Source organism: Oceanospirillum sediminis (assembly GCF_014164585.1).
Taxonomy (GTDB): domain Bacteria; phylum Pseudomonadota; class Gammaproteobacteria; order Pseudomonadales; family Halomonadaceae; genus Oceanospirillum; species Oceanospirillum sediminis.
Window position 1 is genome coordinate 1 of the sequence record NZ_JACJFM010000005.1, and the last position, 26,067, is coordinate 26,067.

Consider the following 26,067-nt stretch of genomic DNA (forward strand, 5'->3'; position numbering starts at 1 on the left):
ATTGAAGCGGCAGTGGTTGATCGGGGGTATCGAGGTTCAAAGCGCACGGTTGATGCCGAAGTTATTTTGCCTGGCCCACCGTTGAAAAGAGACAGCGAACAAGAGAGGAATCGAAAGAGGACGCTCTGTAGGAGGCGATCAGCGATTGAACCCATCATAGGGCATCTGAAACAGGATTATCGACTTTCCAGGAACTGGCTGAAAGGTAGCGAAGGTGATGCAATAAACCTGTTAATGGCGGCTTGTGCCTGGAATTTGAGGAAATGGATGAGCCTTTTCTTTTTGTTTGAATACAAGGGTGTCATTCAGGCTTTGGTTATCGTACAAACTGCAGGTGGGGAGCAGAAAATCAGTTGGCTTTATTTCCTGGAGCAATAAAGCCAACCGATGCTCGGTTAGATAGAAACCTGACTTTTTCAGGGCTGACTAATTACATCAAAAAGGGAGAAAAGAGGGATATGACGTGGTCAAGCAAATACTACCAGTCCAGTTAAGCGGATTTCCAGCTGTTCATCTGTTAGCTTACCATTGCCCCGAAAGGCCTGTTCATCCTGAGCCTGATGCTCTTTAATCCAGCGTCTGAGTATATTGTCATTGATCTCAAGGCTTCTGGCTGCTTCAGCGGCTTTATAATCCTGTTCGGGTACCAATGAAATGGCATCCAGCTTAAATTCTTTGGTGTAACTTTTTCTGGTCATTATTTTCTCTCCAGTTAAGAGGATTATCCTTAACTGGGCTGGCTACATCTATTAGACCACCTCAGTTTGCGCTGGTTTGAAGAGCTTGCTGTCGCAGCCTGGATTAGGCAGTATTCCGTAGTGAAATACCTGAATAATACCAATCCCGATAAGTTGCTATAGGTCGGAAAAGCCGTAGGCGCCTTCCGACAATAATCAGGTATCCAGGTCAGTGTCGGATGGCGCTTCGCTTATCCAACCTACCTGAATATCAAAGAATTTATCAGTAATGGTATAAAGTCTCTGATCAATCAGAAACCGTGAAGCAAAATGCCAGACCGGGCAAGACCTGTCTATCTGGCATCCTGAGTAGAGCTGATCGGGGTAAGATTGTTTCGTGTTGTATTTTACAATCTCAGGCCAGAGCCATCAGAAGGCTTTTGTTCCGGTGTAACTTATTCAGATTAATATGTTTTTACCAGGGAGTCTAAAGTATGAGTAATAGAGCACCAGTGATATACCAGACCTCAATCCAACCAGAATGGCTTGATTATAACGACCATATGAATGTGGCTTACTACGTTCTGATTTTTGATCATGCCGGTGAAGAAGTTGTCAAAAGTCTCGGCCTGGGCGCAGAGGTTAGTCAGGAAACAGGGATTTCCTGGATGGTGCTGGAAAACCATATCACCTACAACAATGAGGTCGTGCTGGATCAGCCGGTAGAGGTCAGAATGCAACTGCTGGATCATGACAGTAAACGTCTGCACTTCTATTTCGAAATGTATGCTAAAAATGAAGATGGTAGTGAATATCTGGCCTCGACACTGGAACAGATGGCTATGTGTGTGGATCTGAATGCACGCAAAAGCAGTGTATTCCCGGAAGCGATTATGGCTAATATTGAACGGTTAGCGGCTGAGCAACAAGATCTTCCCAGGCCAGAGAATATCGGGCGTACGATAGGTATTCGGCGAAAATAATTGCCCCTGCCAGGCTCTTTTTGCGGTTTCACTGCCTGCTTTGTCCCCAGCGGGCTGTGGCCGAAAATTCAATAAACGGGCTGACCTGATCACTATTTTCCCCGTCTCCCCATTCGAAGCCGATTACTCTCTGTGTACTGATTTCCTGTATCGCGCAGGTCACAATGTCGGGAGCCTGATAGCACTCGGGCACAATGGCTATTCCGATACCTGCTTTGATCAGAGCCATCGCTCTATCGTCCTGATTTGTCACATAGGCAATATTTAACCGAATCTCTCTCGACTTGAGAATCCCCTGAATAATCTTCCGGTGCTCGCAATGGGAACGAATCACAAAGGGTTCATTCTCCAGGTCATTAAAACTGACAACCGGGGACTGACTGAGATGGTGGTCTGCCGGAACGGCCAGACGATAGCTTTCCCTGAACAGTTCTCTGGCACGTGTAAAACGCCGCTGGCCCGATGGCTTATCCTGTAGCAGTGTTAATGCCATATCAATACGATCTTCCTGCTCCAGTTGTTCAAGGTCTTTATTGCTGGCATCAATCACGCTGAGAGTTATTCCGGGGTGATCCCGTCGATACTGTTCGATCAGACGTGCTACCAGAGTAATGGGCAAGGTATTGACCACACCCAATCGGAGCAGACTCTGAATATTGTGTCGCTTTAGTTCATCCTTTGCCCTTGAGCATTCTCCGACAATGACTCTGGCCCGCTTAACCAGAGTTCTCCCTGCGGGAGTCAGCACTACATTGCGTTTATTCCGGGTAAAAAGTCTTACCCCCATTTCAGCTTCCAGTTTGGATATGGATGCAGACAGAGCAGGCTGAGATACAAAAGCCCTTTCTGCTCCACGGGTGAAACTTTCTGCTTCTGCTGCGGCTAAAAACAGGCGTAGTTGCTGTAATTCCATATCATAAACACCATTTATTATTAGCATTTATATAATCGATTTTATCTATTGCTGAGGACAGCATACACTCTATTCGGACAAAATAGTAATGGAGGATAAGCAGATGAGTAAAAGCGTTGATTTCTATTATGATTATATCAGCCCGGCATCTTACCTGGCCTGGACACAGCTGGAAGCCATTTGTGAAAAAACAGGCGCAAGTATTCATTATCATCCAGTGCTTCTGGGTGGTCTGTTCAAAAACAACGGCAATACCAGTCCGGCTACGATTCCTGCTAAATGGCAATGGATGCAGAAAGATTTTGCCCGGCATGCGGAGTATTACGGCGTACCCTACCAGATGAATCCTCACTTTATTTTCAGCACAGTGACAGCCATGCGTGGTGCAATCTGGGCTGCCAGTAATGGTAAGCTGGAAGAGTATAATAAAGCTATGTTTACTGCCGCCTGGGCGGAAGGTAAAGATCTGTCATCACCAGAGACACTGGTTGATGTTCTGCAACAGGCTGATCTGCCCTGCGAAGAGATCATGGCCGCTGTATCTCAGCCCGAAATTAAACAGGCCTTGATTCAGGCTACAGAAGCCGCCACGGCGCGAGGCGTTTTTGGGGCCCCCACCTTTTTTGTCGAAGATGAGATCTATTTTGGTCAGGACAGGCTGGGTTGGGTGGAACGGGCATTATCCTGAGGCAAACAATAACGCACTAATCTCTGTAAACAGGTCCGCAGGAGCCAACGGCCGGACCTGCACAGAGAGTGTCTTACAGCCAGATAGCCAACAAGCTGCGATAGATGTCGGTTATCTGAATAACCGGGGGGCAGCATTCAATGGCCTGACTGCATTTTCCAGACTGCCGCAACATTGCGGGCGCAAGTCACCAGATTCTGTTCCGCATCCGCCAGTGCCTGTTCCAGTGCCTGAGCACCCGGTACCACACTGAACAGAGCATCAATACCGTGCTCATAAACAACATCAGCATCATTGGCTACAGCGCCCGCCAGGGCAATGACCGGGCATCCACGGGCTTTAGCCCGTCTGGCCACACCTATCGGAGTTTTGCCGTGAATCGTCTGGCTGTCGATCCGGCCTTCACCGGTAATTACCAGATCAGCATTTTCCAGTTGAGTGTCGATATCAACGGCATCCAGTACAATATCAATCCCACTGTTCATTCGGGCGTTGGCCAGGGCAAACAATACTATGCCTAAGCCTCCTGCGGCACCTGCTCCGGGTATATTCCGAATACTTTTGCCACAGGCTTTTTCCAGATGGTCTGCAAAATGGGCCAGTGCAGAATCCAGTTCAGCAACCATTGTTTCAGAGGCGCCTTTTTGAGGGCCAAATACTGCCGAAGCTCCTTCTGGGCCTGTCAGGGGATTATCCACATCACAGGCCAGCAGGATCTCTGTTTCTGCCAGTCTGGAGTCGAGTTTACTCAGGTCCAGTGTTTTCAGTCGGGACAGATCCCCTCCTCCGGCGGTTAATGGCTGATGATCAGCATCCAGCAGTTCAGCGCCTAAAGCCACTAATAGCCCGCTACCACCATCATTGGTGGCACTGCCGCCCAGACCGAGAATAATCCGGCGAACGCCCTTGTTCAGTGCCTCCTGAATGAGCTCTCCCGTTCCATAGGTCGTCGCAAGTAAAGGGTTTCGTTCATCTGCAGTTAACAGGTCCAGGCCAGATGCTGCCGCCGTTTCAACGACGGCAGTAGCGCCATCTCCCAGTATTCCCCAATGGGCTTCTGTTTTGCGTCCCAGAGGATCGGAAACCAGAGCCGTATATATCTGGCCACCTGTTGCATCTACCAGAGCCTGAGTGGTTCCTTCACCACCGTCAGCTACAGGGATAAGGTGATAATCTGCATCGGGAAAATGCTGATTAAAACCTGTAGCAATTGCTCTGGCAACATCAATGGCGCTCAGGCTCTCCTTAAAAGAATCCGGTGCAATAACAATTTTCATAATGGCTCCTGACCAATCTATACACCTGAAAAAAATTTTCGATCAAAGATTACCGTATTCTCCTGCCCGTGGCTTTCAAATACCGGAATACTTTGTTCAGGTGTGTATCTCTGCAGAGTTCCGATAAAGCCAGAAGTCCTGCACGCTGATTTTTGGGGTAATCCAGACCGGGTCACCAGTTTGAGCACCGGGTCTGGCTTCTGATATAAGCCGCTCGGCTATCGATTTCCTGGTGAGCCTGCTGTCGCTCTACTTGCACAGGTCGGTAAAGCTCTTTCAGTTTGACGGCAATCAAAGCTTTTAGTCGTTCATTGGCCTGACTGGCTGACTCTGACACGACAGGCATCAAAGATTCTGCAAACAGTGTCAGTGACCGTAGTATTCTGTCGTTATGGCTGAGTAATGTATTCTGGTTAATACTGACATGGGTTTGCTCGTGCTGGCGAATAACCTGATATTCACAGGAGCCGGGATGATATCGGCGAGCGATATAAACGGCCATGACTTTAAAACCCAGGGTCACATCCAGCTGATCAATCACCGTACATAACTGACCATTGGGTTGTCTGGCTGATCGCGTTGTCAGGCTGAACTCAGTGGTTTCAGTTCCATGAGTCAGGCCAGTCTGTTTCCAGCCAGGAGCGCGGCTATGCAACCCTCCTGAAATACGAGCAATACCTTCTGAATCCAGTCGTTCAGAATAGTGAATCTCAGGTGTTCTCAGTTGTAATGAAACATCTGGTGAGTGTTCATTCAGAGTGCACTGAGCTTTGTCGGCCGCATACAAATGACTGGCAGACAGCAACAAGAAGACTGCTGCATAATGCGTCATGATCTTAATGGGACTGAATAACACTCTTTCACCTCACCCGGAACAATCAAGTTTATTGGTATTGAAGGGTGTTACCATAGTGTAACTGGCTGAAAAAAATCAATTTTTAAGTTCTGATAAAACTGAAAATTAATGTGTGAAAATATTATGCTGTCTGAGATACCTGATATCAGCCGCACCTGGCTATCAGAAAAAGGAGCCTGTCTGTGATGATCTCTGAACAATCGGTCTGTCCTCTGGCCGTTTTTACCGGTAAAACAGAACAGAAATATGGTTTGCAAACGGCAATCGATAAAAAAACGGTGACCGGAAAAATATACTTATCTGAAACCGGACTTGAAGGCGATGAATGCGCCGACCACAAACACCACGGAGGCCCTGAGCGGGCATTACATCAATACCCGGCAGAACATTACCGGTACTGGGCCGAAAAGTACTCAGAACAAAGTCATGCGGATGACTGGTGTGCACCGGGCATGGGAGAAAATCTGAGCACTCAGGGCATGCTGGAAAATAATGTCTGCATTGGCGATCGTTATCAGTGGGGCGAGGCTATTATTGAAATCAGCCAGCCCAGATCACCTTGTTTTAAGTTAAACCGTCGCTGGGATATTGATCACTTTTCTGTTGATATGCAGGAAATCAGTCGTTGTGGCTGGCTTTACCGGGTGATTCAGGCCGGATTGGTCAGCGAACAGGATGCTCTGAAACTGATCCATCGGCCTGATAATGCTATGACAGTTCATCAGGTCTGTGCAATATTTTTTGGTGATCCGCTGAACAGAACCGGCTTGTTACGGTTACAGCAACAAGCCGTCCTGTCAGCCAGCTGGATGAGTAAAGTTGAGCAACGACTGGAGCATAATACGGTCGAAAACTGGAACTTTCGTTTATTGGGCCGGACAGAGTAAACCGTTAACAGGGCCTTTGATTTGTCAGATCAAAGGCCGTCCTGCATCTCTTCAATCATCCAGTCTTTAAACACCTGCATACCGTAGGATAACGGGCGATTTTTCTGATAGACCAGATAGAAAGACTTATGAGTATCCAGCTGAATATCGAACGGCATGATCAGACGTCCTTCTTCAATTTCTCTGGATGTCAGGGTGCTGTCGGCCAGAGCCACTCCCAGCCCTTCCTGTGCGGCACCCGTTGCCAGTTGCCCACTGGATAGCTGTAGCCCCCGACGAAAGCCTTTGTATTCTATCCCTGCCAGTTGCAGCCATTCAGGCCACTCATGCAGACGTTTGCTCACGTGAATCAGAGTATGTTTTTTCAGATCCTCAGGGCTATCCAGTGCTTCCTTACTATTCATCAGCGAAGGCGCGCAGACAGGAACCAGAAGTACGTTGCGCAGGAAGTGAACTTCAATATCATGCCAGTCACCATGACCATAATACACGGCCATATCGGTATTCTGTTTATTGAAATCAATCAGACCTGATGATGCACTGATCTGAAGCTCAACATCCGGGTATTTTTCCTGAAAACGGTTCATTCTTGGCATCAGCCATCGAATCAGAAAATTAGGTGCCACACTGATGGTGACTGTGTCCCGTTCCGGGTTTGAAGTGATTCGGTAGGTCGCCGCTTCAATCTCATCCAGAGCCTGACGTACTGATTGCAGGTATACCATTCCCACGGGAGTAAGTTCTACTTTGCGCTTGTTTCTTCTGAAAAGAGATAAGCCCAGATACTGCTCCAGACCCTTAATCTGATGACTGACAGCAGAAGCGGTAATAAACAGCTCATCTGCTGCTGCTGCAAAGCTTTCGTTCCTGGCGGCAGCCTCAAACACTCTCAGGGAGTTCATTGGGGGAAGTTTACGGATAACTCACCTCACAAATGATTAGATTTTCTCATCATTCTGATCAAAAAACGTCTCTTTTACAATAGGCGCCTTAGGCTTAACATACACACATCTGAACAAGACACCACTCGACAAATGGAGTAACTAAAATGAATAATGACATTAAATTTGATCAACACGGCAATATCGACGTAGATTATTACATCGTTGCAGCAAAACGTGAGCGTGACGCTTACCTGTCAGAAATGTTTGCAGACATGAAAAAATCTATCGCTAAGAAATTATCTTTGCGTCTGCCGAAAATCTCTGTTGAACTGCGCCGTCCTGCCCACTAAATCAGGACTATATCGGTCTGAAGTGACTGATTGATACGTAGTACCATAACAAGCATAAGAGGAAATCAGGAATTTAACCCCTGATGGGGGGTCTCTGAGTCAGCGCAGTAAAGCCCGTTTTTGTTTGCCTGAAGAGTAAACTCACGGTTCAATCTGCACTGAATAAGTAAGCCCGGATATATTGCATCCGCTCAGAATATAGAGGCACCCGCTTTTCTCTGCTGTTTATCTTTATGATCTGCCCTGGCTTTATTCTTAAGTTTTATCGTATTGAGTGCGTTTTATAACAATACGAAATCAACAGTCTTGTTATACTTTCCGCTAACACCCTGATTTTATATCCTGCCCACTACAGATAATCAATCTGATTTTTGCTATTTCGTATCAACATATGCTGCATTCTTTATAGAACCAAGGTTTTCTTTACCAGAAGAGGTTCAAAAAACACAGTATGTTTCTTTGACATGTTGAAAGAAATGCGTTATGTATTTAAAGCATGACAGAAATATGTCTCACCTGATTTCCTCAGTAATACCGGGAATTCATTCTGTTTTCTGGTTGTTGTGCATATCGGAACAGCAGAGGTAGCCCTTTTTTACAGAGAGGCTTTTTGTTCTGATGCCTGTCTAAGCGTTCTGCAGGCTGGCTGTATATCAGCCAGAAATACAATATTTTGTCAGATATAAAGCAGAATTAAAATTAACTACCCACTACGGGATTTGTGGAACTGAATACAGAACTGCTGGTCCTCTATAAAAGGTATATGAGACAACGAAAATACAGATAACAAGGAGAAAAGGAATGAAAATAAAAGAAATCAGACAGCTTACTAAAAGCCATAAGGATATCCGTTCAAAAGTTCTCGCTCATGTGACACACAACCAGTATGAAGTGCGCATTCTGCTGAATGGGCAGGAGCACTCACTGACAAACTGGCGAGATAAACCGCTGATTTTCAGAAGCCTGGATCAGGCATTTGATGCCCTGAAAAAATCCGGATTTACTGAAACAGTGATCTCTCAGGATAACGAGCCTGATAAAATCATCATACTGGAGACTAAAGAGACACTATCGGTAATGCATACACCGCTTTCAGCATAGGGTGTAAGCAGGGCTATGGGTCAGCCCTGTTGTTGTGAGTTACTGTCATTAAGATCTTTCTGAACCATATATCCCAGAAAATCTTCTCTGAGATCCAGATATTCTATATCCGGCACCCCTATGTACTTCAGTACTTCTTTGAGCTCTGGCAAAGGGTCTGTAGTATCGTAAATTCGCCAGAAACGACGATAGATACTACTGATGTCTTTTGCCAGAATCAGAATACTTAACAGAGTTCTTGCTTCGTCTGAACATTCAATATCTGATGTCAGGACCTGATCATAATGTGCCTGCAGGCGAATAGCATCGCAAATATACTCAGGCATATACCACTTTTCAGCAATATCGGCCCCCAGAGCAAAGTGATCGATACCAAAACGTTCCTGTTCTGCAATACTTACTGATGTCAGATCATTACCATTCACGGTTCTCAGAAAAGCTTTATATTCAGGCTGGCTTTCCAGCATTAGCGGTATACCGCAGTCATGCATCATCCCCAGGGTATAAGCTTTATGGCTATCGGCATCCGTCAGCTTTTTTGCCAGACTGGCTGACAGCTCCGCCACTTCCGTCGCACTATCCCAAAAGCGATCAAGACGCCCTGTTTTACTCAGGCTGTTTTTAAGTGCAGCCAGACGTACAATAGCAAACAGTTTGTCCACTCCCAGTAAAGTGATCGCATGCGACAGGTCGGTAATTTTTTTACACAGTCCGGTATGAGGGGTATTCACCGCAGCCAGGACACTGGCATACAGGTAGACATCTTTCTTCAGTATCTCTGCAATTTCCCCGGCATCCGGATCACCGGTTTTCATCAACTCTACTATGGTAATCAGGGCTTCAGGGCGAGCTGGTATCACATAGGGTTTATTATCACTGGCAACCTTCTTATTTTTATCCTTGTACATATGCTCAACCCTGCTGAATTTATTCCCGCTATTTTAAGTCTTAGTCCATAAATTTAAAGCGGTTTTAGTTGTCTGAATAAGTGCCGCTTGATATCAGTCAACCGGCAATCGGAGAATATGATCGCTTGTTACGCAACAGTGTGGTTCAGGTGCTGAGTTACTCACTTCTGAGCGTCATACTCAGTATAAATATCTCTGTTAATTACCTACGTAGTTTCTCGTAGTATCGCTACGTAGTTTCAGCTGTCTCCGTGCGTATTCATCCCAATACAGCGACAAACAGAGCTCTGACATTATTTCAGCGCTTGAATTTAATCTCTGCCGACCAGCAGAGACGTCTTTTCCCGATATAAAGAAAAGATCAACAAAAACGCTTAGGATGATAAAAATAATGTTTAGCGCACTGAAAAAACTCTCTTTTGGTAAGAAGGCTCTGGCTGCGGCTACCTGTCTGGGCTTGCTGGCCTCTCCTGTTATGGCCGAAGATAAAGTCTATCGCCTGAAAATGGCTGAGGGCTGGCCGACAAACTTCCCTATCTTTGGCGATGCACCGCGTAATATGGCTGCGATGGCAGAGAAAATGTCCAATGGACGCTTGAAGATCACTATTGATTCTTCTAATAAGCATAAAGCTCCACTGGCGATCTTTGATATGGTTAAAGGTGGTCAGTATGATATGGGCCATACCGCATCCTATTACTGGAAAGGTAAAGATCCGAATACACTGTTTTTCACCACGATGCCATTTGGTATGACAGCGCCGGAACAGTATGGCTGGTTCTACTTTGGCGGCGGTATGGAGCTGATGGAGAAGGTCTATAAGCGTCATCGCCTGATGTCTTTCCCAGGTGGTAATACCGGTGTTCAGATGGGTGGCTGGTTCAAGAAAGAGATCAACAGTGTTGAAGACCTGAAAGGTCTGAAAATGCGTATTCCGGGCTTTGCCGGTGAAGTACTGGCAGAGCTGGGCGCTAAACCGACTAATATCGCAACCGGTGAACTGTACACCTCTCTGGAGCGTCGTACTATTGATGCCCTGGAATGGGTAGGCCCATCTCTGGATCTGCGCATGGGCTTCCACAAAATTGCCCCTTATTACTACACAGGCTGGCATGAGCCTGCTACAGAGCTGCAGTTCCTGATCAACCAGCGTAGCTGGAAGAAACTGCCTGAAGATCTGCAGGAAATCCTGCGTGTTGCCATGCGTACTGCTGCATACGATATGTATATCCAGTCCACGCATGCCTCTGGCGAGAACTGGGCCACTATGAAGCAGGAATATCCGAATATTGAAGTTAAACGCTTCCCGGCTGAAGTCATTGAAGCGATGCGTAGTGCAAACGATAAGTTGCTGGCGGAAAAAGCGGCTTCAAATCCTGTTGCTAAAGAGATTATCGAATCTCAGGCGGCATACCTGAAACAGGTACGTGGCTGGACCAATATTGCTGACAAGCAGTATCTGGATTCTATTGCGGGTGAATAACCATCAGCAAAACAGATCCGGACAGGTATAGCTGTTTACAGACTAAACCTTAACCGGACAGAAGCAGGGAAAGTGCACATCGCACTTTTTCTGCTTCAGGCTGACATCCTGGCTCTGTGAGTAATGTCAGAGCAACCCCGAAACACCCTGAATTACATCTGCAACCACGCCTGAACCTATACCCGAAAGGAAAAGCATATGTCTGCGACATCTGTGCCTGCTCTGGTACGGCTGGAAAATATCCTTAACTGGATTTCCGACCGACTGGGCACCTTCTCCGCCCTGATTTTTCTAGCGATGCTGATCAACGTCTTTTACGACGTACTGGCTCGCTATCTTCTGAATGATGTCTCCATCGCTCTGCAGGAGCTGGAATGGCACCTGTTCGCCGCCACTTTTCTGTTTGGTGTGCCTTTTACCCTGAGAGCTGGAGGTCACGTACGTGTTGACCTGATTTATGAGCGTTTGTCTGCTAATGGCCGGGCATGGATCGATCTGTTCGGCACGATTGTTTTCCTGCTGCCCTTTTGTGGTCTGGTCACCTGGTTTGGTATCGACTTTGTGAAGGAAGCCTATGAACTGGGCGAAAGCAGTGGTGATCCGGGCGGCCTGTCCCATCGCTGGATTATTAAAGCTGCAATCCCTGTCTCTTTTGCCTTTATGGCCGTTAGCGGACTGGGCCTGTTACTGAACTCAGTTAACACCCTGCTGGGGCATCACAAATCTGTTTATCACAAGACCGAGCTATAGGAGGCCAGCATGATTGGTATTTTAATGTTTGCAACCGCGCTGGTTTTGCTGCTGCTGGGCTTTCCGGTAGCCTTCACCTTTGGTGGTGTGGCACTGATCTTTGGCGTATTTGCCGAAGGCATCGATATGTTTGCCTTTATGCCGTTCCGTATTATGAGCATTATGCAGAATACGGTGATGATGGCGATTCCGTTATTTATTTTTATGGGTCTGGTGCTGCAGAAAACCCGTCTGGCAGAACAGCTGCTGGAATCTATGGGCACCCTATTTGGTCAGGTACGTGGTGGTATTGCTATCTCGACCATCCTGGTAGGTGCTTTGCTGGCTGCTTCTACCGGTGTTGTTGGTGCTTCAGTTGTTGCTATGGGACTGATCTCATTGCCCGTCATGCTGAAATATCAGTATGACAAACGTCTGGCCTGCGGCACTATCTGCGCATCTGGGACCTTAGGACAGATTATTCCGCCATCGATTATTCTGATTATTCTGGGTGATGTGATGGGCATCCCGGTGGGTGATCTGTTCCAGGCTGCTGTTGGCCCCGGTTTCCTGCTGATTGCGATTTATATCATCTATATTCTGGTTTACACCTGGCTGAAGCCTGAGGTTGCTCCGGCGATGCCAATGGACGACAGCATTGATCGCAAGGCTCTGTATTTTAAAGCGATCAAAGCTATTGTACCGCCACTGGCACTAATCCTGGTGGTACTGGGCTCTATCTTTGCCGGTGTTGCTACTCCGACTGAATCCGCGGCTCTGGGTGGTGTTGGTGCCGTAGTTCTGGCGATATTTTACCGCCAGTTCAGCTGGAAAATGATCATGGACAGCGGTATCGAAACCGTGAAAGTCACTGCTATGGTATTCGCTATTCTGCTGGGAGCAACCGCTTTCTCAATGGCATTTTCTTATACCGGCGGTGAAGAGATTGTTGAAGAAGTACTGTTAAGCCTGCCGGGCGAAAAGTGGGGCTTTCTGGTGCTGTCTATGATGGTGATCCTGATTCTGGGCTTCTTTATCGACTTTGTTGAGATCTCCTTTATCATCGTGCCAATTCTGGTGCCTATTGCTGAAATGCTGGGCATCAATATGACCTGGTTTGCGATCCTTATCGCGATGAACCTGCAAACATCCTTCCTGACTCCGCCCTTTGGGTTCAGCCTCTTCTACCTGAAAGGGGTCGCCCCGGATGGCGTCTCGACTATGGATATTTATAAAGGTGTTATGCCCTTTATTGCTCTGCAGGTGCTGGTGCTGGCCCTGCTGCTATTCTTCCCGGAATACATGGGATTCTGATCCTTACCGGAATGCATATACTTCCGATTTTTGCCCGGTTCGTCAGAGCTGCTCTGATTAGCCGGGTGGATTCCCTTTGGTATCCACCTCTTTATGTTGTTGTCCACTCCATAGAAGATTCTGATACAGCCTCCTTGCGGAGGCCTTTTTCAGTATTTTGCTCAACAGGCTTCCATCTCAGACTTTATCGCATCAGAAGCTGACACCGGGTTTCGAAAATCACGCCACAGCATTATCAGCACCATTGCGGCAATAACAATATTCGATACCGGATACGCCAGCCACACCCCGATCACATCAAAGAAAACAGGCAAAATCATCAGGAATGGAAACTGTACTACCATATTGCTCACGGTAATCAGCATCGCTTTTTTGCTTTGCCCTATAGATTGATAATACGCTGCAGCAACCACCATAAGACCATCCAGAAACAGAGCAAACATATGCCAGCGAATTCCTGCAACCGCACCATCAATCAGCTCAGCATCACTGTTGTTAAACACACTAACAATCTGAACGGGCCAGGTGTTCATTACCAGCACAAATAACACACCGATTAATATGGCTGAGCCCATTGCCACTTTCAGTAGCTTAACAATATTGTCATGACGCTGAGCGCCATAGTTATAACTGGCCAGAGGCTGCATACCATTGGCGATACCTTCTGCCAGCAGATAGTAGATCATGATGATATAGCCTATCACCGCATAGGCTCCGACCAGAATGGGGGTACCATATTGAATCAGCATGGCATTGTGCAGCGCCACCATCACAGAGCCATAGATATACATGAAAAAGCTGGAAGCTCCCAGACTGAGTACCTGAGGAAAGCGTCTGACATCAATCTGCCAGTTGTGCAGACTCAAATACAACTCGGTTCTGGAGGAGAAAAAGTAAGCCACACCAATCAGTGTTACGACAAACTGTGCTAATCCGGTGGCAATAGCGGCACCCTGTAACTCCCAGTTCAACCAGGCTATAAACAGATAATCCAGCACAAAATTCAGTACTGCGCCCACAACCATCAACAATGTTGCCAGGTTCGGGCTGTTGTCATTACGCAGCAAAAATGGCAGAGCAACACCGCCCAGTGTAAACAAACAGCTGAAAACCTGGATTTGCAGATACTCCAGAGCCAGATCAGCCACTCGCCCTTCCGCTCCCTGCCATTGCATAAACAGATCAGCCCAGCGGTTCAGAGCAAGTGCCAGCAATGGAGCCAGAATCAATAGCAGACTCAAACCAGTGGTTAATGCCTGCCTGGCATCCGGGATATTATTTTCTCCCTGACGGATAGACACCAGAATACCGGTGCCGACACCCACCATCATGCCAATTCCTACCAGAAAGCCGATTACAGGCCAGGCCATATTGATCGCAGCCAGCCCTTCACCGCCCACATAATGGCCAATAAAGATGCCATCAATGACCTGATACAGACCATTGACCAGCATCGCAGCGACGGTAGGCAGGGTATAACGCCAGAATTGAGAATAAATTGAGATTGCGTTCATCGCTCACTTTACCTGTTAGTGTTTACAGGGTAATTTAGTTAGTTATGCTAACTAAATGATTAAAAATTATTTCAATGCTTTTGTCAGTAAAATATCCAGAAAAGCCGCTTCTTCTGTGGATAGTTTCTCTGCGATCTCACTGGCCATCTCGCGGTATACCACCGCTTCTGATTTCAGGTGGTGCAGTGCATTTTCAGAGGGAATCAATCGCTGAGCCCGGCCATCTTCCGAACAAGGAATTCGGTTAACCAGCTCCTTTCTCTCAAGGCGTTTAACCATATTGCTTGCCGATGGCTTGGAGACTCCCAGCTCGGAAGCCAGATCAGTCAGACGAATGGGTTCTTTGGCCACCTGAATCACTTTCAGATAGTCATATTCCGTGAAGCTGAGCTGTGAAATAGGATCTTCTTTATTGTGCTCCCGCCAGATTCTGGCGGCTAAACGCTCCAGCTTTTCCAGATTAACTTCCAGAGCCATTGATATCTCCGCTTAAACTCTTTACTTTATTTAGTTAGCAACTATAACTAAATGGGTCGATTAACTCAACAGGAGAGCACTTAACCACTCCCATCACGGTCAAAGGCTTTAATTGAAATCCAGCTCAGTAATATTACGCAGACCTTCCCGAAAACTACTTAAAAGCCCTGACTTTCCACTGGAGTAACTTGCTGTAAACACCGTGAATACCGACAATGATAAAAGAAGCATCGGAATAAACTTGTCATGACAGACTGGTTTAACTCGGTATAGGCATTCATGTTTTCCTGGTTTATCAGCCAGAAGCAGCCGGAACACTATGAGTCTCAGAACCAAAATACTATTACTGGCACTGGTCCCTTTGATGCTGGTCACCACCAGTATTACTCTGATCAGCGTTCAGCAGGTCAGAAGCCTGAGTGAAACAGAGATTGCTATTTTTGAGCACAATCTGCTGGAATCGAAAAGAACCGAGCTACAGCACTACGTTAGTCTGGCCTTGTCCAGTATCAGCCCTATTGTATCGGCTCATTCGGTGGATGATTATCAGGCCCGTGCTCAGGTAAAACAGATTCTGGACGCCATCACCTACGGTTCAGATGGCTACTTCTTTGTTTACGATCAGCAGGGTAATAATCTGGTACACCCCGCCCAACCAGAGCTGGTAGGTAAAAACCTGATGGATATGCAAGATACCAGAGGTAACTTTGTCATCCGTAGTCTACTTGAACTGTCCGGGCAAGGTGGCGGTTATCATCACTATATGTGGAATAAACCATCGACCGGGATGGAGTCAGAAAAAATCAGTTACGTGATTGATCTGCCGGAATGGGGATGGATGCTGGGAACAGGTCTGTACATTGATGATATTGCCAGAGAAGTCGCCAAAATCCGCCAGGAAGTTGGTAAAAATATACGTAATACCTTTTTCACTGTCCTGGCCATCACCTCTGTCACAGTCGCTTTAATTGTGGTGTTTGTGATTCTGTTTAATGTCCATGAGCATCGACTGGCCGATTCCCGCCTTAAGGAACTGGTCCATAAAACCGTTCAGTTTCAGGAGTCAGAGCGGCGGCGTTTTTCCAGAGAGTTACACGATGGCATTAATCAGCTGATGGTTTCTGCCAAGTTCAGAATAGAGCTAGGTGCCAGTAAAGCCGCTAAACTCACAGATGATGCTGAGGAAGATCTGGCCAAAGCCACGGATGTTCTCAATGAAGCGATCCAGGAAGTACGACGTATTTCCAGGGATCTTCGTCCCAGTGTGCTGGATGATCTTGGGCTTATACCTGCTATGACAGCTCTGCTGGAAGAGTTCAGACTACGCACTGAGATCCGGGTGCTACAAAAAACACCACCATGTCGTATGCGACTGCCAGAACAGATAGAAACGACGTTGTATCGTATCACCCAGGAGGCCCTGACCAATATTGAACGCCATGCGGATGCCAGTGAGATCACTGTAGCCACGGGCTGGAATGGCAATACTTTCTGGTTGTCCGTGGCGGATAACGGCAACGGTTTTAATGTCCGGGAGGTCATGGCAGGCCGGGGGATTGGCCTGCGAAATATGCAGGAGCGCACCGAGTTTCTGGCCGGAGAATTTATTATTGATTCCGCCCCTCGTGGCGGCACTCGCATAAAAGCAATCTTTCCCATGCATAGCTGGGAACCCTTATTAAAACAACAAACTGAACAGGCCAGCACCTGAATGACTTCAGGTTAGCCGGAGATAACAGAGATAAAGCAGAACATGATTAATGTATTACTTGTTGATGATCATCCTCTGGTAAGAGATGGCATCAGAGCCCGTCTGGAATCAGAACAGGGTATTTATATTGCTGGTGAAGCTCAGAACGGACAGGAAGCTCTGGACTTTGCCCGACAACAATTGCCCGATGTGGTGCTGATGGATGTCAGTATGCCGGTCATGAATGGTCTTGAAGCCACCCGGATATTCAAAGAGACCTGGCCGGATCTGCGTATTCTGATCCTGAGTATGCATGACAACCGGGAATATATTATGCAGCTTATCCAGGGAGGTGCCTCTGGCTATATCTTAAAAGATGTCGGCTCAGATGAACTGATTAAAGCGATTGAAACTGTGCATCAGGGAGGCACTTATTTTAGCTCAGGTGCTTCACAAAGCCTGTTCAGAGCAGAAACTGTTATACCTCCAGCCCAACCGGATAGTGGATTAACACCCAGAGAATCAACTGTACTGAAGCACCTGGCGGAGGGGCAAAGTAATAAAGAGATTGCCCGTATTCTGGATATCAGTGTGCGAACGGTTGAAACCCACCGTCAGAACATTAAACAAAAGCTTAATATCCATACGGCTGCAGGGCTGGCACGATATGCTATAGAAAACGGCCTGATCGATTAATTGACATATCCTGTCCGGCATCAGTGACCGTAGACCTTTTCTATGGCGGGCAGATATTCTGCTGGGTATCTGTCAGCCTCTTTTCTTTTACCTGGATAAAAAAACGGGCGCAAAGGCCCGGTGACAGTCTGTCTGAAAAACATAACGATTGAAAAAGAAAGAAAAGTGCTCTGTTCATTACTGCAAAGTCGCAGTCGGCTTACCTCCAACATAGTAAATACTGGTCTTTTCCTTAAACCCGGAACAAAAAACAGTCATGTTAAAAAACAGCTGTTAACGTGTATCCGTGATCTGATTTTTGATACACATAATCAGAAGCATGCGCCTGATCACTGAAAACCAGTTTAGGGAAAACTGGCAAAATGGAATATGTCCGTTTATATCCTGGTATGTTGCCGCAGGTACAAAGATGTATTCTGGCTGTATTAAAATCTTTTTTCTGATACAGAGTTTTACTGATAACCTATGGAGAAATATCATTTCTGTTGATAAATAGCTGAATCCTTTTCTTCTCACTACTCATTATGGAACATGATTATGCCAACAGGACGACTAAGACCGGCTACACCTGATGATGCCGCTCAGATCCTGCAACTATCCGCAGCATTGGGTTACTCTCTATGCAGTGAAGCGGAGCAAAGACAACGATTAGTCACTTTACAGCATTCAGACCGGGATCAGATCTGGGTATATGAGACAGAAAGCAGGTTACAGGGCTGGATTCATTTCTTTCAGGCATTGAGAGTCGCTTCTGATAGTTTTATTGAAATAGGCGGTCTGGTGGTCAGTGAAGACTCTCGTCGTCAGGGAATCGGTCAGAAACTGGTTCAGCAGGCTGCTGAGGAAGCCCATAAGCAACAGACTACCCTGAGAGTGCGGTGTAACGATAAACGTAAAGCCACCCACCAGTTTTACCTGAGTTGTGGCTTTTCGGCAGATAAAGTTCAGCAGGTGTTCCGATTAACTATCTGAATATACTCTTATTGGTTATCAGGCATATTCCACACCGCGACACTGATATCCTGAGGCAGATTCTGTTTTCCAGCGGATATCAAACTGCTCGGGGAAGGGACCGTCTTTGTAATCAATACAGCCATCAACCTGCACATCATTCAGTAAGAAGATCTGGCGTACTATTTCAGGAATCATGACGCGTCCGATATGAATCCCCAGACATTCATGCATGCCGTAACCAAAATGGAAGGTATTGGTTTCTGAGCGGCCAGGCAAAAACTCATCATGACGGGCAAAGATCGTCTCATCGAACATAGCAGAGCCGACCAGAGCAATGACGATGGTGCCGGGTTCTACCTGAGTCGCAAATTCAGTACCCTCTGCCAGAACAGTCTGCTGCTCACACATTCTGAACAGGTACGGGAAGGCCGGATTAAAACGCAGAGCTTCAAAAACATAGTGGTCAAACTCTGCTGTATCCTCTTGCTGTGCCAGTTGATGCAGCTGTTGGTGAATATCTTTTCTGTTCAGAAGTTCAGAAATAGCATTTACCACGGTATTGGATGTGGTTTCTACGGTTCCAATCAGCAGGCCACCGACATTCTGGGCAACACGGGTCAGGTCAAAGTCCAGCGCTCCGGTCAGAGACAGTTTAATCAGTCGGGATGCAGGGTCATCCAGTTGCTCTCCTGCTTTCAGATCGGCAATACGACGCTGTAACAGGGCTCCCAGATAGGTTGCCATCTCTTCACTGCCTTTAATCCGGTTAGCGCTTACCAGTGCCGGGTCTTTGACATCTGAGGCATTGAAAGGCTGATTATGGAAAGCATCGTACTGGCTCCAGAAGGACCAGTTTAACAGCTCTTCTTCAGTGATGCCGTCAAAGCCAAAAAAGTCCTGCACCAATCTGACCGGAATAGCACGGGACAGGCCGCTGACCACATCAACTGAACCATCTGCCTCTTGTAGCACTTTCGCTGCCTGGCTGGCGACAAAACCCCGGATATCCGGCAGCTGCTCAAAATCCAGAATGGAGCGCATAACAGACTTTTCCCGCCAGTGTCTGGCTGTATCGTCCTGAGCCATCCAGTATTCGCCCTGCTTGGGTTTATACAGGGCCACAGTAAAAATATCATGCTGACGCAATACCGTCGTACAGTCTGAAAACCGACTGACGACAGTAACTCCTGGTAATTGAAGGACCGGGCACTCATGTCTGAGTTCGTGATATAACACCTGCGGATCTTTTTGTATCCATTGATACAGTGTTGACCATTGCTGATCACAAGGTACAGCACTGAGTTTTGATAGATAGTGGCCCATGATTCTCTCCTGATTCTTGTTTGGATTTCCTTGCGAGCCACCATATTAACCATTTGAATGAATTTTATTTATTACACTCTAATACAGCCTGGATTTGTGAAAACTGTTGTTATCTCATACCTGCCACCCAGGTATATATGTAACCCGTTTTGGCAGAAAAGCTCTTAAACATTAATCAGATGTGTTTTCCGGACCTTAGTCGATTAAAGTTAACCAGGGCAATGACGACCCCGGATAAAATCAACCCCATACTGAACAGGTGTACCGTCGTAATGTTTTCTCCTAACAGCAGCCAGGCCAGCAAACCACTGAAGACTGGCAGGGTGTAATACACCAGAGATGATCGTACCGGTCCAAGAATGGCAATCGCTCGTCCCCATACCAGATAGGCCAGAAACGATGCCATCACTCCGACATAAAATATAGCTCCCCAGGCCCCGGTATTAATGCTCATCACGGAAAATGACTGCTGATACAGTTCATACAGACAAAATGGCAGCAGCATCAGTAATCCGGGAACAAAAGAAGCGAACTGCAAAGACCAGCCACTGATACCTTTCGGAGAAAATTTCATCATCAAGCTATAACCGGCAAAACAGATCGCCGCCAGTAACATCCAGCCATCTCCCGCAGATAAAGTCAGCGAAGCCAGCCTCTGCCAGTCACCTCCTGAAACCAGTACCACCACGCCGATAATCACCAGCACAATACCCGCCAGTTTATTAAAGCCGATGGCTTCTTTAAGAAATATCCGGGCCAGAACAATCACAAACACAGGAAAGGTAATCGCAATCAGGGAAAGATTCATCGCAGTGGTTGTATGACTGGCCACGTAAATCAGAGTGTTAAACAAGGCCACACCGGGTACAGACAGAGCGAGAATAAAGCCTTTATGCTGCCAGACCAGAGGCCACTCCCGCTGTATCGGTTTAATCGCAAATGGCAGAAAAACAGCCGTGGCTACCAGCCAGCGGAGGAAAGCCAGTGTGATTGGCGGAACCTGATCCATAAGCCCACGGGCCACCACAAAATTGCCAGACCAGATGATGGTGGCCGCCAGGGCACACAGGAAGCCAATCAATAAAGGCTGATGCTGATGAGTCAAAATACACTCTCCGGTATAATCTCTGTATTATTGCTACTGAAAGCCATACAGAGACTATACCGACAGCAAAGTGCGCAACAAAGCCAGATAATTGATCGATGCATGAATCATTAGCGTCATTACCTATACTTATAACATCCGGAAAACAACGAGCGCACTTTTTTGGTCTTTCGTTATAATATTGATGGCACATGAGATTCATGTGGAGCAGACCAGGCATTTTACCGATTGGCGTAAACGGGTAGTTTCTGCCAGAAATCAGCAGACATAAAAAAACCGGCCATAAGACCGGTTTTTTCAGCATCTGTCTGTTTTCAGATAGATGATTTTACTGTCAGCAGCCTGTTATTACAGGATGTCCAGCAGCTCAACCTCAAATACCAGCACAGAGTATGGAGGGATAGAGCCCGCACCACGCTCGCCATACGCCAGGTCCTGAGGAATAGTCAGGCGCCATTTAGAACCTGCTGGCATCAGCTGCAGAGCTTCAACCCAGCCTTTAATTACGCCATTTACCGGGAATTCTGCTGGCTGACCGCGTTGTACAGAGCTGTCAAATACTTCACCACTGATCAGTTCACCGTGGTAGTGAACACGAACTTTATCGGTTGCGGCAGGCTTTTCACCTTCACCAACTGCCAGTACTTCGTACTGCAGGCCGGATTCAGTGACAGTAACGCCTTCTTTTTTAGCGTTATCTTCCAGGTAAGCGTTACCTGCATCAATTTCTACCTGATGCTGAGCTTTCTGCTTTTCAGCCAGGCGCTGCTGAATTACTTCAAAAGCTTCGTGCAGCTCCATGTCTGTCAGACGGCTGTCAGCGCCTTCAAACGCTTCACGCAGGCCAGCAGCAACGTGATCCAGTTCCAGACCATCGATACCACTGCTTGCCAGCTGCTCGCCCATCTGACGACCAATGCCATAACTTACTTTTGCTTCTACTGTTGCCAGTTCGCTCATTATTTCACTACCAATTGATTTTAAAAGAAAAAGCATTTTACCAATCTGAGTCAACATTACCAGCGTGTACTCAGATAGCAATAAAGCCTGCTTTATTTTAGTGCGCAGGAAAATCCACTATTCATGGCAAAATAAGCAGATTTTTAAACCATATCTGGTTTACTTTTACGTAAACGTTTCATATAGTCTGATGTGTAGGAACGTGACTTTGCCAGGTTTTCTGTCTATAGCTTTCTATAGAACAAAGACGTTCCACGGCATAAATAGAAGACGTTTTACTGTCCGGGGAACCCGGCAATGTTCGTTTCAGAGTTCAGATCGCTGTCACCGTAAACGCATCAGTTTACAGTAACAGAGGCAGACACAATCCGCTCAGATCTGCACCTCTGACACAATCAGATGGCTTAAGACAAGAACAATAAGGGAAGCTTATGAGTAACTCAAAGCAGTCCGAAGCCCAGGTTGTACACGCACCTGTTTTTATCAGTGGCGATGACCTGGAAACCCCAACGCTGAAAATTCTGCGTCAGGATGGCACCACTTATGAAGGTGCTGAACTGCCAGAAATCGATCAGGCACTGGCGCTGAAGATATACGATACTTTCCTGTTTATCCGCGCGCTGGACGAACGTATGGTCGCTGCTCAGCGTCAGGGCCGTATCAGCTTCTACATGACCGAAATCGGTGAGGAAGCTGCTGATATCGGCAGTACTGCTGCCCTTGATCCTGAAGATATGATCATGGCTCAGTACCGTGAACAGGGTGCTCTGGCATTCAGAGGTTTCCCTCTGGAGCAGTTTATGCATCAGTTGTTCAGTAACGAAAACGACCTGGGTAAAGGTCGTCAGATGCCGATTCACTACGGATCAAATGAACTACACTACATGACCATCTCTTCTCCGCTGGCCACTCAGCTGCCACAAGCAGCCGGCTATGCGTACGGTCTGAAGCTGGAAGAGAAGCAGAACTGTGTGATCTGTTACTTTGGTGAAGGGGCCGCCTCTGAAGGTGACTTCCACGCTGCGATTAATATGGCAGGTGTTTACAAAGTACCCGCAATCTACTTCTGCCGTAATAACGGTTATGCCATTTCAACCCCATCCAGCGAGCAGTTCGCCGGTGATGGTATTGCGCCCCGTGCCGTTGCCTATGGTCTGAAAGCGATTCGTGTTGATGGCAATGATGTACTGGCCGTACTGAAAGCCACTCAGGAAGCCCGTCGTCTGGCAGTAGAAGAAAATCAGCCAGTGCTGATTGAGGCCATGACCTATCGTCTGGGCGCTCACTCAACATCTGATGACCCATCCGGCTACCGTAGCAAGAAAGAAGAAGAGAAATGGCGCGAAAAAGATCCTGTCGCTCGCTTTAAGAACTGGCTGATTGCCCAGGGCTGGTGGAGCGAAGAACAGGATGCCGCTGAAATGGCACAGAAACGTCAGAACGTTCTGGATGCTATGAAGAAAGCGGAAACTGTTCCATCGCCTAAAGTCGATGAACTGATTACTGATGTCTACGATGTCCCTCCACAGCATCTTCAGGATCAGCTGGATGAGCTGAAAGCTCATATCCGCCAGTACCCTGAAGCCTATCCGAAAACTGCTGGGAGATTAGACGATGAGTAATATGAATCTGCTCCAGGCGATCAATAACGCCCTGGATATCGCCATGGGCAAAGACAACAAGGTCGTGTGTTTCGGTGAAGATGTTGGTCACTTTGGTGGGGTATTCCGTGCGACCAGTCATCTGCAGGATAAATACGGCAAAAGCCGCTGCTTTAATACTCCGCTGACAGAACAGGGGATTATCGGTTTTGCTAATGGCCTGGCTTCAGGCGGCCATAAACCGGTTGCTGAGATCCAGTTTGCCGATTATATCTTCCCGGCATTTGACCAGATTGTGAACGAAGCCGCTAAGTTCCGTTACCGTTCTGGTGACCAGTTCAGCGTAGGCGGCCTGACAATTCGCTCTCCTTACGGTGGTGGTATTCACGGTGGCCTGTATCACTCTCAGTCTCCGGAAGCTTACTTTACTGGTACGCCAGGTCTGAAAGTGGTGATTCCCCGTAACCCTTATCAGGCAAAAGGTCTGCTGTTAGCGTCTATTCGTGACGATAACCCGGTGATTTTCTTTGAGCCTAAACGTCTTTACCGTGCATCCACAGGTGAAGTGCCGGAAGAAGATTACGAGATCGAACTGGGTAAAGCCGAAGTGGTTCAGCAAGGTACGGATATTACCGTACTGGGCTGGGGCGCTCAGATGGAAGTACTGGAAAAAGCCGTTGAAATGGCAGCCAAAGACGGTATCTCCTGTGAACTGATCGACCTGCGTACTCTGCTGCCATGGGATGTAGACACTGTAGCAGAATCGGTTAAGAAAACCGGTCGCCTGCTGATCAGCCACGAAGCGCCTAAGACCGGTGGTTTTGCTGGTGAAATTGCGACAGAGATTCAACAAAAATGCTTCCTGTATCTGGAATCTCCTATCGAACGTGTCACCGGTCTGGATACTCCATTCCCGCTGGCACACGATAAAGAATATATGCCTGATCATCTGAAGAACTACGAAGCGATCAAGCGCAGCGTTAATTTCTGATAAAGGTAGGAGTAACTCATGATTCAAGAATTTATCCTGCCGGATATCGGTGAAGGCATCGTTGAGTGCGAACTGGTGGAGTGGCTGGTTAAAGAAGGCGATATCATCTCTGAAGATCAGCCAGTGGCTGATGTGATGACCGATAAAGCCCTGGTTCAGATTCCGGCCATGCACCACGGTAAAGTGGTAAAACTGCATTATAAACAGGGTGAAATCGCTAAGGTTCACGCTCCGCTGTTTGCGGTAGAAGTCGAAGGTGACTACGCAGAAGAAACGGCTGCGGAAACAGCCACTGAAGCCGCACCGGTCGCAGAAGCCACGGAAACGACAGCAGCACCAGCGGCCACTGGCGGAAAAATCGTTAAAGACTTTATCCTGCCAGATATTGGTGAAGGTATTGTTGAATGCGAACTGACGGAATGGCTGGTTCAGGAAGGCGATGCGGTCGTTGAAGATCAGCCAGTGGCTGATGTGATGACCGATAAAGCCCTGGTTCAGATCCCCTGCATGGACCATGGCCGCATCGTTAAGCTGTACTATAAACAGGGCGAAATCGCTAAGGTTCACGCCCCTCTGTTTGCCATTGAAGTCGATTCTGACGAAGCTGCACCGGCGGTTGCTCAGTCAGCAGCAGAAACCGTTGCAGAACCTGCTCCGGCAGCAGCGTCTGTCGCTCCGGCTGAAACCGCAACCGATACTCGTCCGGGCAAAGCCCTGGCCAGTCCAGCAGTACGCCGCATCGCCCGTGAACATAACGTCGATATCAGCCTGGTGACAGGCTCCGGTAAAGATGGCCGGGTGCTGAAAGGCGATATTATGGCCTTTGTGGAGAATGGCGGAAGTTCTGCTAAAGCTGCACCAGTCGTTGCTACACCAGAAACAACAACTGCAAGCCAAAGCGCATCGGCTGTTCAATCTGTGCCTGTTGCAGCAGGAGAAGACCGTGTTGAGCCAATTCGTGGTATTAAAGCCGCGATGGCACGTCAGATGGTCAGTTCCGTATCCACTATTCCGCACTTTACCTACGCGGAAGAGATGGATATCACAGCACTGGTTGCCCTGCGCAAACAGCTGAAACCGCGTATGGAAGCGGACGGGATCAAACTGACTCTGATGCCATTCTTTATGAAAGCACTGGCATTAGCGGTACAGGAATATCCGGTACTGAACAGCCGCGTTAACGATGATTGCACCGAACTGACCTACCTGGCCAGCTGCAATATCGGTATGGCCGTTGATACGCCAATCGGCCTGCTGGTGCCAAACGTGAAAAACGTTCAGGCACTGAGCATCCGTGAAATTGCTGTTGAGATTAACCGACTGATCGAAGCGGCTCGTGCCGGTCGTGTCAGTCAGGAAGATCTGAAGGGTGGTACGATCAGCATCTCTAACATTGGCGCTCTGGGTGGTACGGTGGCAACACCTATTATCAACAAACCTGAGACCGCCATTGTAGCCCTGGGTCGAACTCAGTCCCTGCCACGTTTTGACGCAGCAGGCAATGTCACGGCGCGCGACATTATGCAGGTTAGCTGGTCCGGCGATCACAGAGTGATTGATGGCGGCACCATCGCCCGCTTCTGCAATCTGTGGAAACAGTGCCTGGAAGATCCCACCAGCATGCTGGTCGATCTGAGATAATTCAGGTAATTAAAGGCGTAGCCATCTGGCTGCGCCTTTTCCGTTCAGCCATTGTGATAAGAATA

General features: G+C 47.5%; 25 protein-coding genes and 1 pseudogene. 15 read left to right on the forward strand and 11 right to left on the reverse strand.

All coding sequences use genetic code 11. The annotated features are described in order from the left end of the window. The coding region (locus H4O21_RS05355; RefSeq protein ID WP_182807819.1) for a transposase at nt 1–378 on the forward strand (378 nt) is incomplete at its 5' end. Between the two features lie 116 nt (nt 379–494). Here H4O21_RS05355 and H4O21_RS05360 read toward each other — a convergent pair. Then, a pseudogene (locus H4O21_RS05360) lies at nt 495–701 on the reverse strand (transposase); the annotation flags it as partial. Nucleotides 702–1,171: 470 nt separating this feature from the next. Between H4O21_RS05360 and H4O21_RS05365 the strand changes: the two are divergent. Continuing rightward, nucleotides 1,172–1,660, forward strand: a complete 489-nt coding sequence (locus H4O21_RS05365; RefSeq protein ID WP_182807820.1) for a thioesterase family protein — start codon at nt 1,172–1,174, stop codon at nt 1,658–1,660. 28 nt (nt 1,661–1,688) lie between these two features. Here the strand turns inward: H4O21_RS05365 and H4O21_RS05370 are convergent, their stop codons facing one another. After that, nucleotides 1,689–2,573 carry a LysR family transcriptional regulator gene (locus H4O21_RS05370; protein WP_182807821.1) on the reverse strand — a complete coding sequence of 295 codons (885 nt, stop codon included), beginning with the start codon at nt 2,571–2,573 and terminating at the stop codon, nt 1,689–1,691. Nucleotides 2,574–2,676: 103 nt separating this feature from the next. Between H4O21_RS05370 and H4O21_RS05375 the strand changes: the two genes are divergently transcribed. Beyond that, a complete protein-coding gene (locus H4O21_RS05375; RefSeq protein WP_182807822.1) occupies nt 2,677–3,261 on the forward strand; it encodes a 2-hydroxychromene-2-carboxylate isomerase in 585 nt (194 codons plus the stop codon). Between the two features lie 137 nt (nt 3,262–3,398). On the opposite strand, the gene H4O21_RS05380 is transcribed toward H4O21_RS05375, so the two are convergent. Together H4O21_RS05380 and H4O21_RS05385 are read right to left on the reverse strand one after the other, a co-directional pair. Continuing rightward, the gene (locus H4O21_RS05380) at nt 3,399–4,538 is read right to left on the reverse strand and encodes a glycerate kinase (RefSeq protein WP_182807823.1); all 1,140 of its coding nucleotides are present in this window, start codon (nt 4,536–4,538) and stop codon (nt 3,399–3,401) included. Between the two features lie 172 nt (nt 4,539–4,710). Next, nucleotides 4,711–5,394 carry a hypothetical protein gene (locus tag H4O21_RS05385; protein ID WP_182807824.1) on the reverse strand — a complete coding sequence of 228 codons (684 nt, stop codon included), beginning with the start codon at nt 5,392–5,394 and terminating at the stop codon, nt 4,711–4,713. 185 nt (nt 5,395–5,579) lie between these two features. Between H4O21_RS05385 and H4O21_RS05390 the strand changes: the two genes are divergently transcribed. After that, entirely contained in the window at nt 5,580–6,281 is a 702-nt protein-coding gene (locus H4O21_RS05390; protein ID WP_182807993.1) for an MOSC domain-containing protein, read from the forward strand. Between the two features lie 29 nt (nt 6,282–6,310). Here the strand turns inward: H4O21_RS05390 and gcvA are convergent, their stop codons facing one another. Continuing rightward, on the reverse strand, nt 6,311–7,201 hold the full coding sequence (gene gcvA / locus H4O21_RS05395; protein WP_182807994.1) for a transcriptional regulator GcvA: 891 nt from the start codon (nt 7,199–7,201) through the stop codon (nt 6,311–6,313). A gap of 128 nt (nt 7,202–7,329) precedes the next feature. Here gcvA and H4O21_RS05400 point away from each other — a divergent pair, with 128 nt between their 5' ends. Both H4O21_RS05400 and H4O21_RS05405 read left to right on the forward strand, forming a co-directional pair. Continuing rightward, on the forward strand, nt 7,330–7,515 hold the full coding sequence (locus tag H4O21_RS05400) for a hypothetical protein (protein ID WP_182807825.1): 186 nt from the start codon (nt 7,330–7,332) through the stop codon (nt 7,513–7,515). Nucleotides 7,516–8,316: 801 nt separating this feature from the next. Beyond that, nucleotides 8,317–8,616, forward strand: coding sequence for a DUF6482 family protein (locus tag H4O21_RS05405; RefSeq protein WP_182807826.1), 300 nt, complete (start codon nt 8,317–8,319; stop codon nt 8,614–8,616). 20 nt (nt 8,617–8,636) lie between these two features. Here the strand turns inward: H4O21_RS05405 and H4O21_RS05410 are convergent, their stop codons facing one another. Further along, entirely contained in the window at nt 8,637–9,524 is an 888-nt protein-coding gene (locus tag H4O21_RS05410) for an HDOD domain-containing protein (protein ID WP_182807827.1), read from the reverse strand. A 391-nt stretch (nt 9,525–9,915) separates the two neighbouring features. Here H4O21_RS05410 and H4O21_RS05415 point away from each other — a divergent pair, with 391 nt between their 5' ends. The 3 genes from H4O21_RS05415 to H4O21_RS05425 all read left to right on the forward strand — a co-directional run bounded on the left by H4O21_RS05415 (nt 9,916) and on the right by H4O21_RS05425 (nt 13,050). Next, a complete protein-coding gene (locus H4O21_RS05415; protein WP_220495521.1) occupies nt 9,916–11,007 on the forward strand; it encodes a TRAP transporter substrate-binding protein in 1,092 nt (363 codons plus the stop codon). A 198-nt stretch (nt 11,008–11,205) separates the two neighbouring features. Further along, nucleotides 11,206–11,757, forward strand: a complete 552-nt coding sequence (locus tag H4O21_RS05420; protein WP_220495522.1) for a TRAP transporter small permease subunit — start codon at nt 11,206–11,208, stop codon at nt 11,755–11,757. Nucleotides 11,758–11,766: 9 nt separating this feature from the next. Further along, nucleotides 11,767–13,050: a TRAP transporter large permease gene (locus tag H4O21_RS05425; protein ID WP_182807828.1), complete on the forward strand. Its 1,284-nt coding sequence runs from the start codon at nt 11,767–11,769 to the stop codon at nt 13,048–13,050. A gap of 161 nt (nt 13,051–13,211) precedes the next feature. Here the strand turns inward: H4O21_RS05425 and H4O21_RS05430 are convergent, their stop codons facing one another. Together H4O21_RS05430 and H4O21_RS05435 are read right to left on the reverse strand one after the other, a co-directional pair. Then, complete coding sequence (locus tag H4O21_RS05430; RefSeq protein ID WP_182807829.1) at nt 13,212–14,564, reverse strand: MATE family efflux transporter; 1,353 nt, start codon at nt 14,562–14,564, stop codon at nt 13,212–13,214. A gap of 66 nt (nt 14,565–14,630) precedes the next feature. Next, nucleotides 14,631–15,041: a MarR family winged helix-turn-helix transcriptional regulator gene (locus tag H4O21_RS05435; RefSeq protein ID WP_182807830.1), complete on the reverse strand. Its 411-nt coding sequence runs from the start codon at nt 15,039–15,041 to the stop codon at nt 14,631–14,633. Nucleotides 15,042–15,360: 319 nt separating this feature from the next. Here H4O21_RS05435 and H4O21_RS05440 point away from each other — a divergent pair, with 319 nt between their 5' ends. The 3 genes from H4O21_RS05440 to H4O21_RS05450 all read left to right on the forward strand — a co-directional run bounded on the left by H4O21_RS05440 (nt 15,361) and on the right by H4O21_RS05450 (nt 18,399). Next, nucleotides 15,361–16,752, forward strand: a complete 1,392-nt coding sequence (locus H4O21_RS05440; RefSeq protein ID WP_182807831.1) for a cache domain-containing protein — start codon at nt 15,361–15,363, stop codon at nt 16,750–16,752. A gap of 42 nt (nt 16,753–16,794) precedes the next feature. Further along, entirely contained in the window at nt 16,795–17,427 is a 633-nt protein-coding gene (locus H4O21_RS05445; RefSeq protein ID WP_220495523.1) for a response regulator, read from the forward strand. Between the two features lie 537 nt (nt 17,428–17,964). Next, complete coding sequence (locus tag H4O21_RS05450; RefSeq protein ID WP_182807832.1) at nt 17,965–18,399, forward strand: GNAT family N-acetyltransferase; 435 nt, start codon at nt 17,965–17,967, stop codon at nt 18,397–18,399. A gap of 18 nt (nt 18,400–18,417) precedes the next feature. On the opposite strand, the gene H4O21_RS05455 is transcribed toward H4O21_RS05450, so the two are convergent. The 3 genes from H4O21_RS05455 to bamJ form a co-directional block, all read right to left on the reverse strand. Beyond that, nucleotides 18,418–19,704: a cytochrome P450 gene (locus H4O21_RS05455; RefSeq protein ID WP_182807833.1), complete on the reverse strand. Its 1,287-nt coding sequence runs from the start codon at nt 19,702–19,704 to the stop codon at nt 18,418–18,420. Nucleotides 19,705–19,879: 175 nt separating this feature from the next. Next, on the reverse strand, nt 19,880–20,809 hold the full coding sequence (locus tag H4O21_RS05460; protein WP_220495524.1) for a DMT family transporter: 930 nt from the start codon (nt 20,807–20,809) through the stop codon (nt 19,880–19,882). A 348-nt stretch (nt 20,810–21,157) separates the two neighbouring features. Further along, nucleotides 21,158–21,805, reverse strand: coding sequence for a BamJ family beta-barrel-assembly machinery protein (gene bamJ, locus H4O21_RS05465; protein ID WP_440590221.1), 648 nt, complete (start codon nt 21,803–21,805; stop codon nt 21,158–21,160). 395 nt (nt 21,806–22,200) lie between these two features. Here bamJ and H4O21_RS05470 point away from each other — a divergent pair, with 395 nt between their 5' ends. From H4O21_RS05470 to H4O21_RS05480, 3 genes are read left to right on the forward strand one after another with little or no spacing between them, the layout of a single operon-like run. Continuing rightward, nucleotides 22,201–23,391 carry a thiamine pyrophosphate-dependent dehydrogenase E1 component subunit alpha gene (locus tag H4O21_RS05470; protein WP_182807834.1) on the forward strand — a complete coding sequence of 397 codons (1,191 nt, stop codon included), beginning with the start codon at nt 22,201–22,203 and terminating at the stop codon, nt 23,389–23,391. Then, the gene (locus H4O21_RS05475; protein WP_182807835.1) at nt 23,384–24,361 is read left to right on the forward strand and encodes an alpha-ketoacid dehydrogenase subunit beta; all 978 of its coding nucleotides are present in this window, start codon (nt 23,384–23,386) and stop codon (nt 24,359–24,361) included. Before H4O21_RS05470 ends, H4O21_RS05475 begins: the two co-directional genes overlap by 8 nt. A gap of 18 nt (nt 24,362–24,379) precedes the next feature. Next, nucleotides 24,380–26,002 carry a dihydrolipoyllysine-residue acetyltransferase gene (locus tag H4O21_RS05480; protein ID WP_182807836.1) on the forward strand — a complete coding sequence of 541 codons (1,623 nt, stop codon included), beginning with the start codon at nt 24,380–24,382 and terminating at the stop codon, nt 26,000–26,002. Nucleotides 26,003–26,067 lie beyond the last annotated feature (65 nt).

Excerpts from the sequence above, each read along its gene's own strand:
- H4O21_RS05480 (WP_182807836.1), top strand. The coding sequence starts at position 24,380 with ATGATTCAAGAATTTATCCTGCCGGATATCGGTGAAGGCATCGTTGAG.
- H4O21_RS05375 (WP_182807822.1), top strand. The coding sequence starts at position 2,677 with ATGAGTAAAAGCGTTGATTTCTATTATGATTATATCAGCCCGGCATCT.
- H4O21_RS05400 (WP_182807825.1), top strand. The coding sequence starts at position 7,330 with ATGAATAATGACATTAAATTTGATCAACACGGCAATATCGACGTAGAT.
- H4O21_RS05390 (WP_182807993.1), top strand. The coding sequence starts at position 5,580 with ATGATCTCTGAACAATCGGTCTGTCCTCTGGCCGTTTTTACCGGTAAA.
- H4O21_RS05405 (WP_182807826.1), top strand. The coding sequence starts at position 8,317 with ATGAAAATAAAAGAAATCAGACAGCTTACTAAAAGCCATAAGGATATC.
- H4O21_RS05415 (WP_220495521.1), top strand. The coding sequence starts at position 9,916 with ATGTTTAGCGCACTGAAAAAACTCTCTTTTGGTAAGAAGGCTCTGGCT.
- H4O21_RS05420 (WP_220495522.1), top strand. The coding sequence starts at position 11,206 with ATGTCTGCGACATCTGTGCCTGCTCTGGTACGGCTGGAAAATATCCTT.
- H4O21_RS05450 (WP_182807832.1), top strand. The coding sequence starts at position 17,965 with ATGCCAACAGGACGACTAAGACCGGCTACACCTGATGATGCCGCTCAG.
- bamJ (WP_440590221.1), bottom strand. The coding sequence starts at position 21,805 with ATGCTTTTTCTTTTAAAATCAATTGGTAGTGAAATAATGAGCGAACTG.
- H4O21_RS05470 (WP_182807834.1), top strand. The coding sequence starts at position 22,201 with ATGAGTAACTCAAAGCAGTCCGAAGCCCAGGTTGTACACGCACCTGTT.
- H4O21_RS05435 (WP_182807830.1), bottom strand. The coding sequence starts at position 15,041 with ATGGCTCTGGAAGTTAATCTGGAAAAGCTGGAGCGTTTAGCCGCCAGA.
- H4O21_RS05380 (WP_182807823.1), bottom strand. The coding sequence starts at position 4,538 with ATGAAAATTGTTATTGCACCGGATTCTTTTAAGGAGAGCCTGAGCGCC.
- H4O21_RS05455 (WP_182807833.1), bottom strand. The coding sequence starts at position 19,704 with ATGGGCCACTATCTATCAAAACTCAGTGCTGTACCTTGTGATCAGCAA.
- H4O21_RS05440 (WP_182807831.1), top strand. The coding sequence starts at position 15,361 with ATGAGTCTCAGAACCAAAATACTATTACTGGCACTGGTCCCTTTGATG.
- H4O21_RS05365 (WP_182807820.1), top strand. The coding sequence starts at position 1,172 with ATGAGTAATAGAGCACCAGTGATATACCAGACCTCAATCCAACCAGAA.
- H4O21_RS05370 (WP_182807821.1), bottom strand. The coding sequence starts at position 2,573 with ATGGAATTACAGCAACTACGCCTGTTTTTAGCCGCAGCAGAAGCAGAA.
- H4O21_RS05410 (WP_182807827.1), bottom strand. The coding sequence starts at position 9,524 with ATGTACAAGGATAAAAATAAGAAGGTTGCCAGTGATAATAAACCCTAT.
- H4O21_RS05445 (WP_220495523.1), top strand. The coding sequence starts at position 16,795 with ATGATTAATGTATTACTTGTTGATGATCATCCTCTGGTAAGAGATGGC.
- H4O21_RS05475 (WP_182807835.1), top strand. The coding sequence starts at position 23,384 with ATGAGTAATATGAATCTGCTCCAGGCGATCAATAACGCCCTGGATATC.
- H4O21_RS05430 (WP_182807829.1), bottom strand. The coding sequence starts at position 14,564 with ATGAACGCAATCTCAATTTATTCTCAATTCTGGCGTTATACCCTGCCT.
- H4O21_RS05425 (WP_182807828.1), top strand. The coding sequence starts at position 11,767 with ATGATTGGTATTTTAATGTTTGCAACCGCGCTGGTTTTGCTGCTGCTG.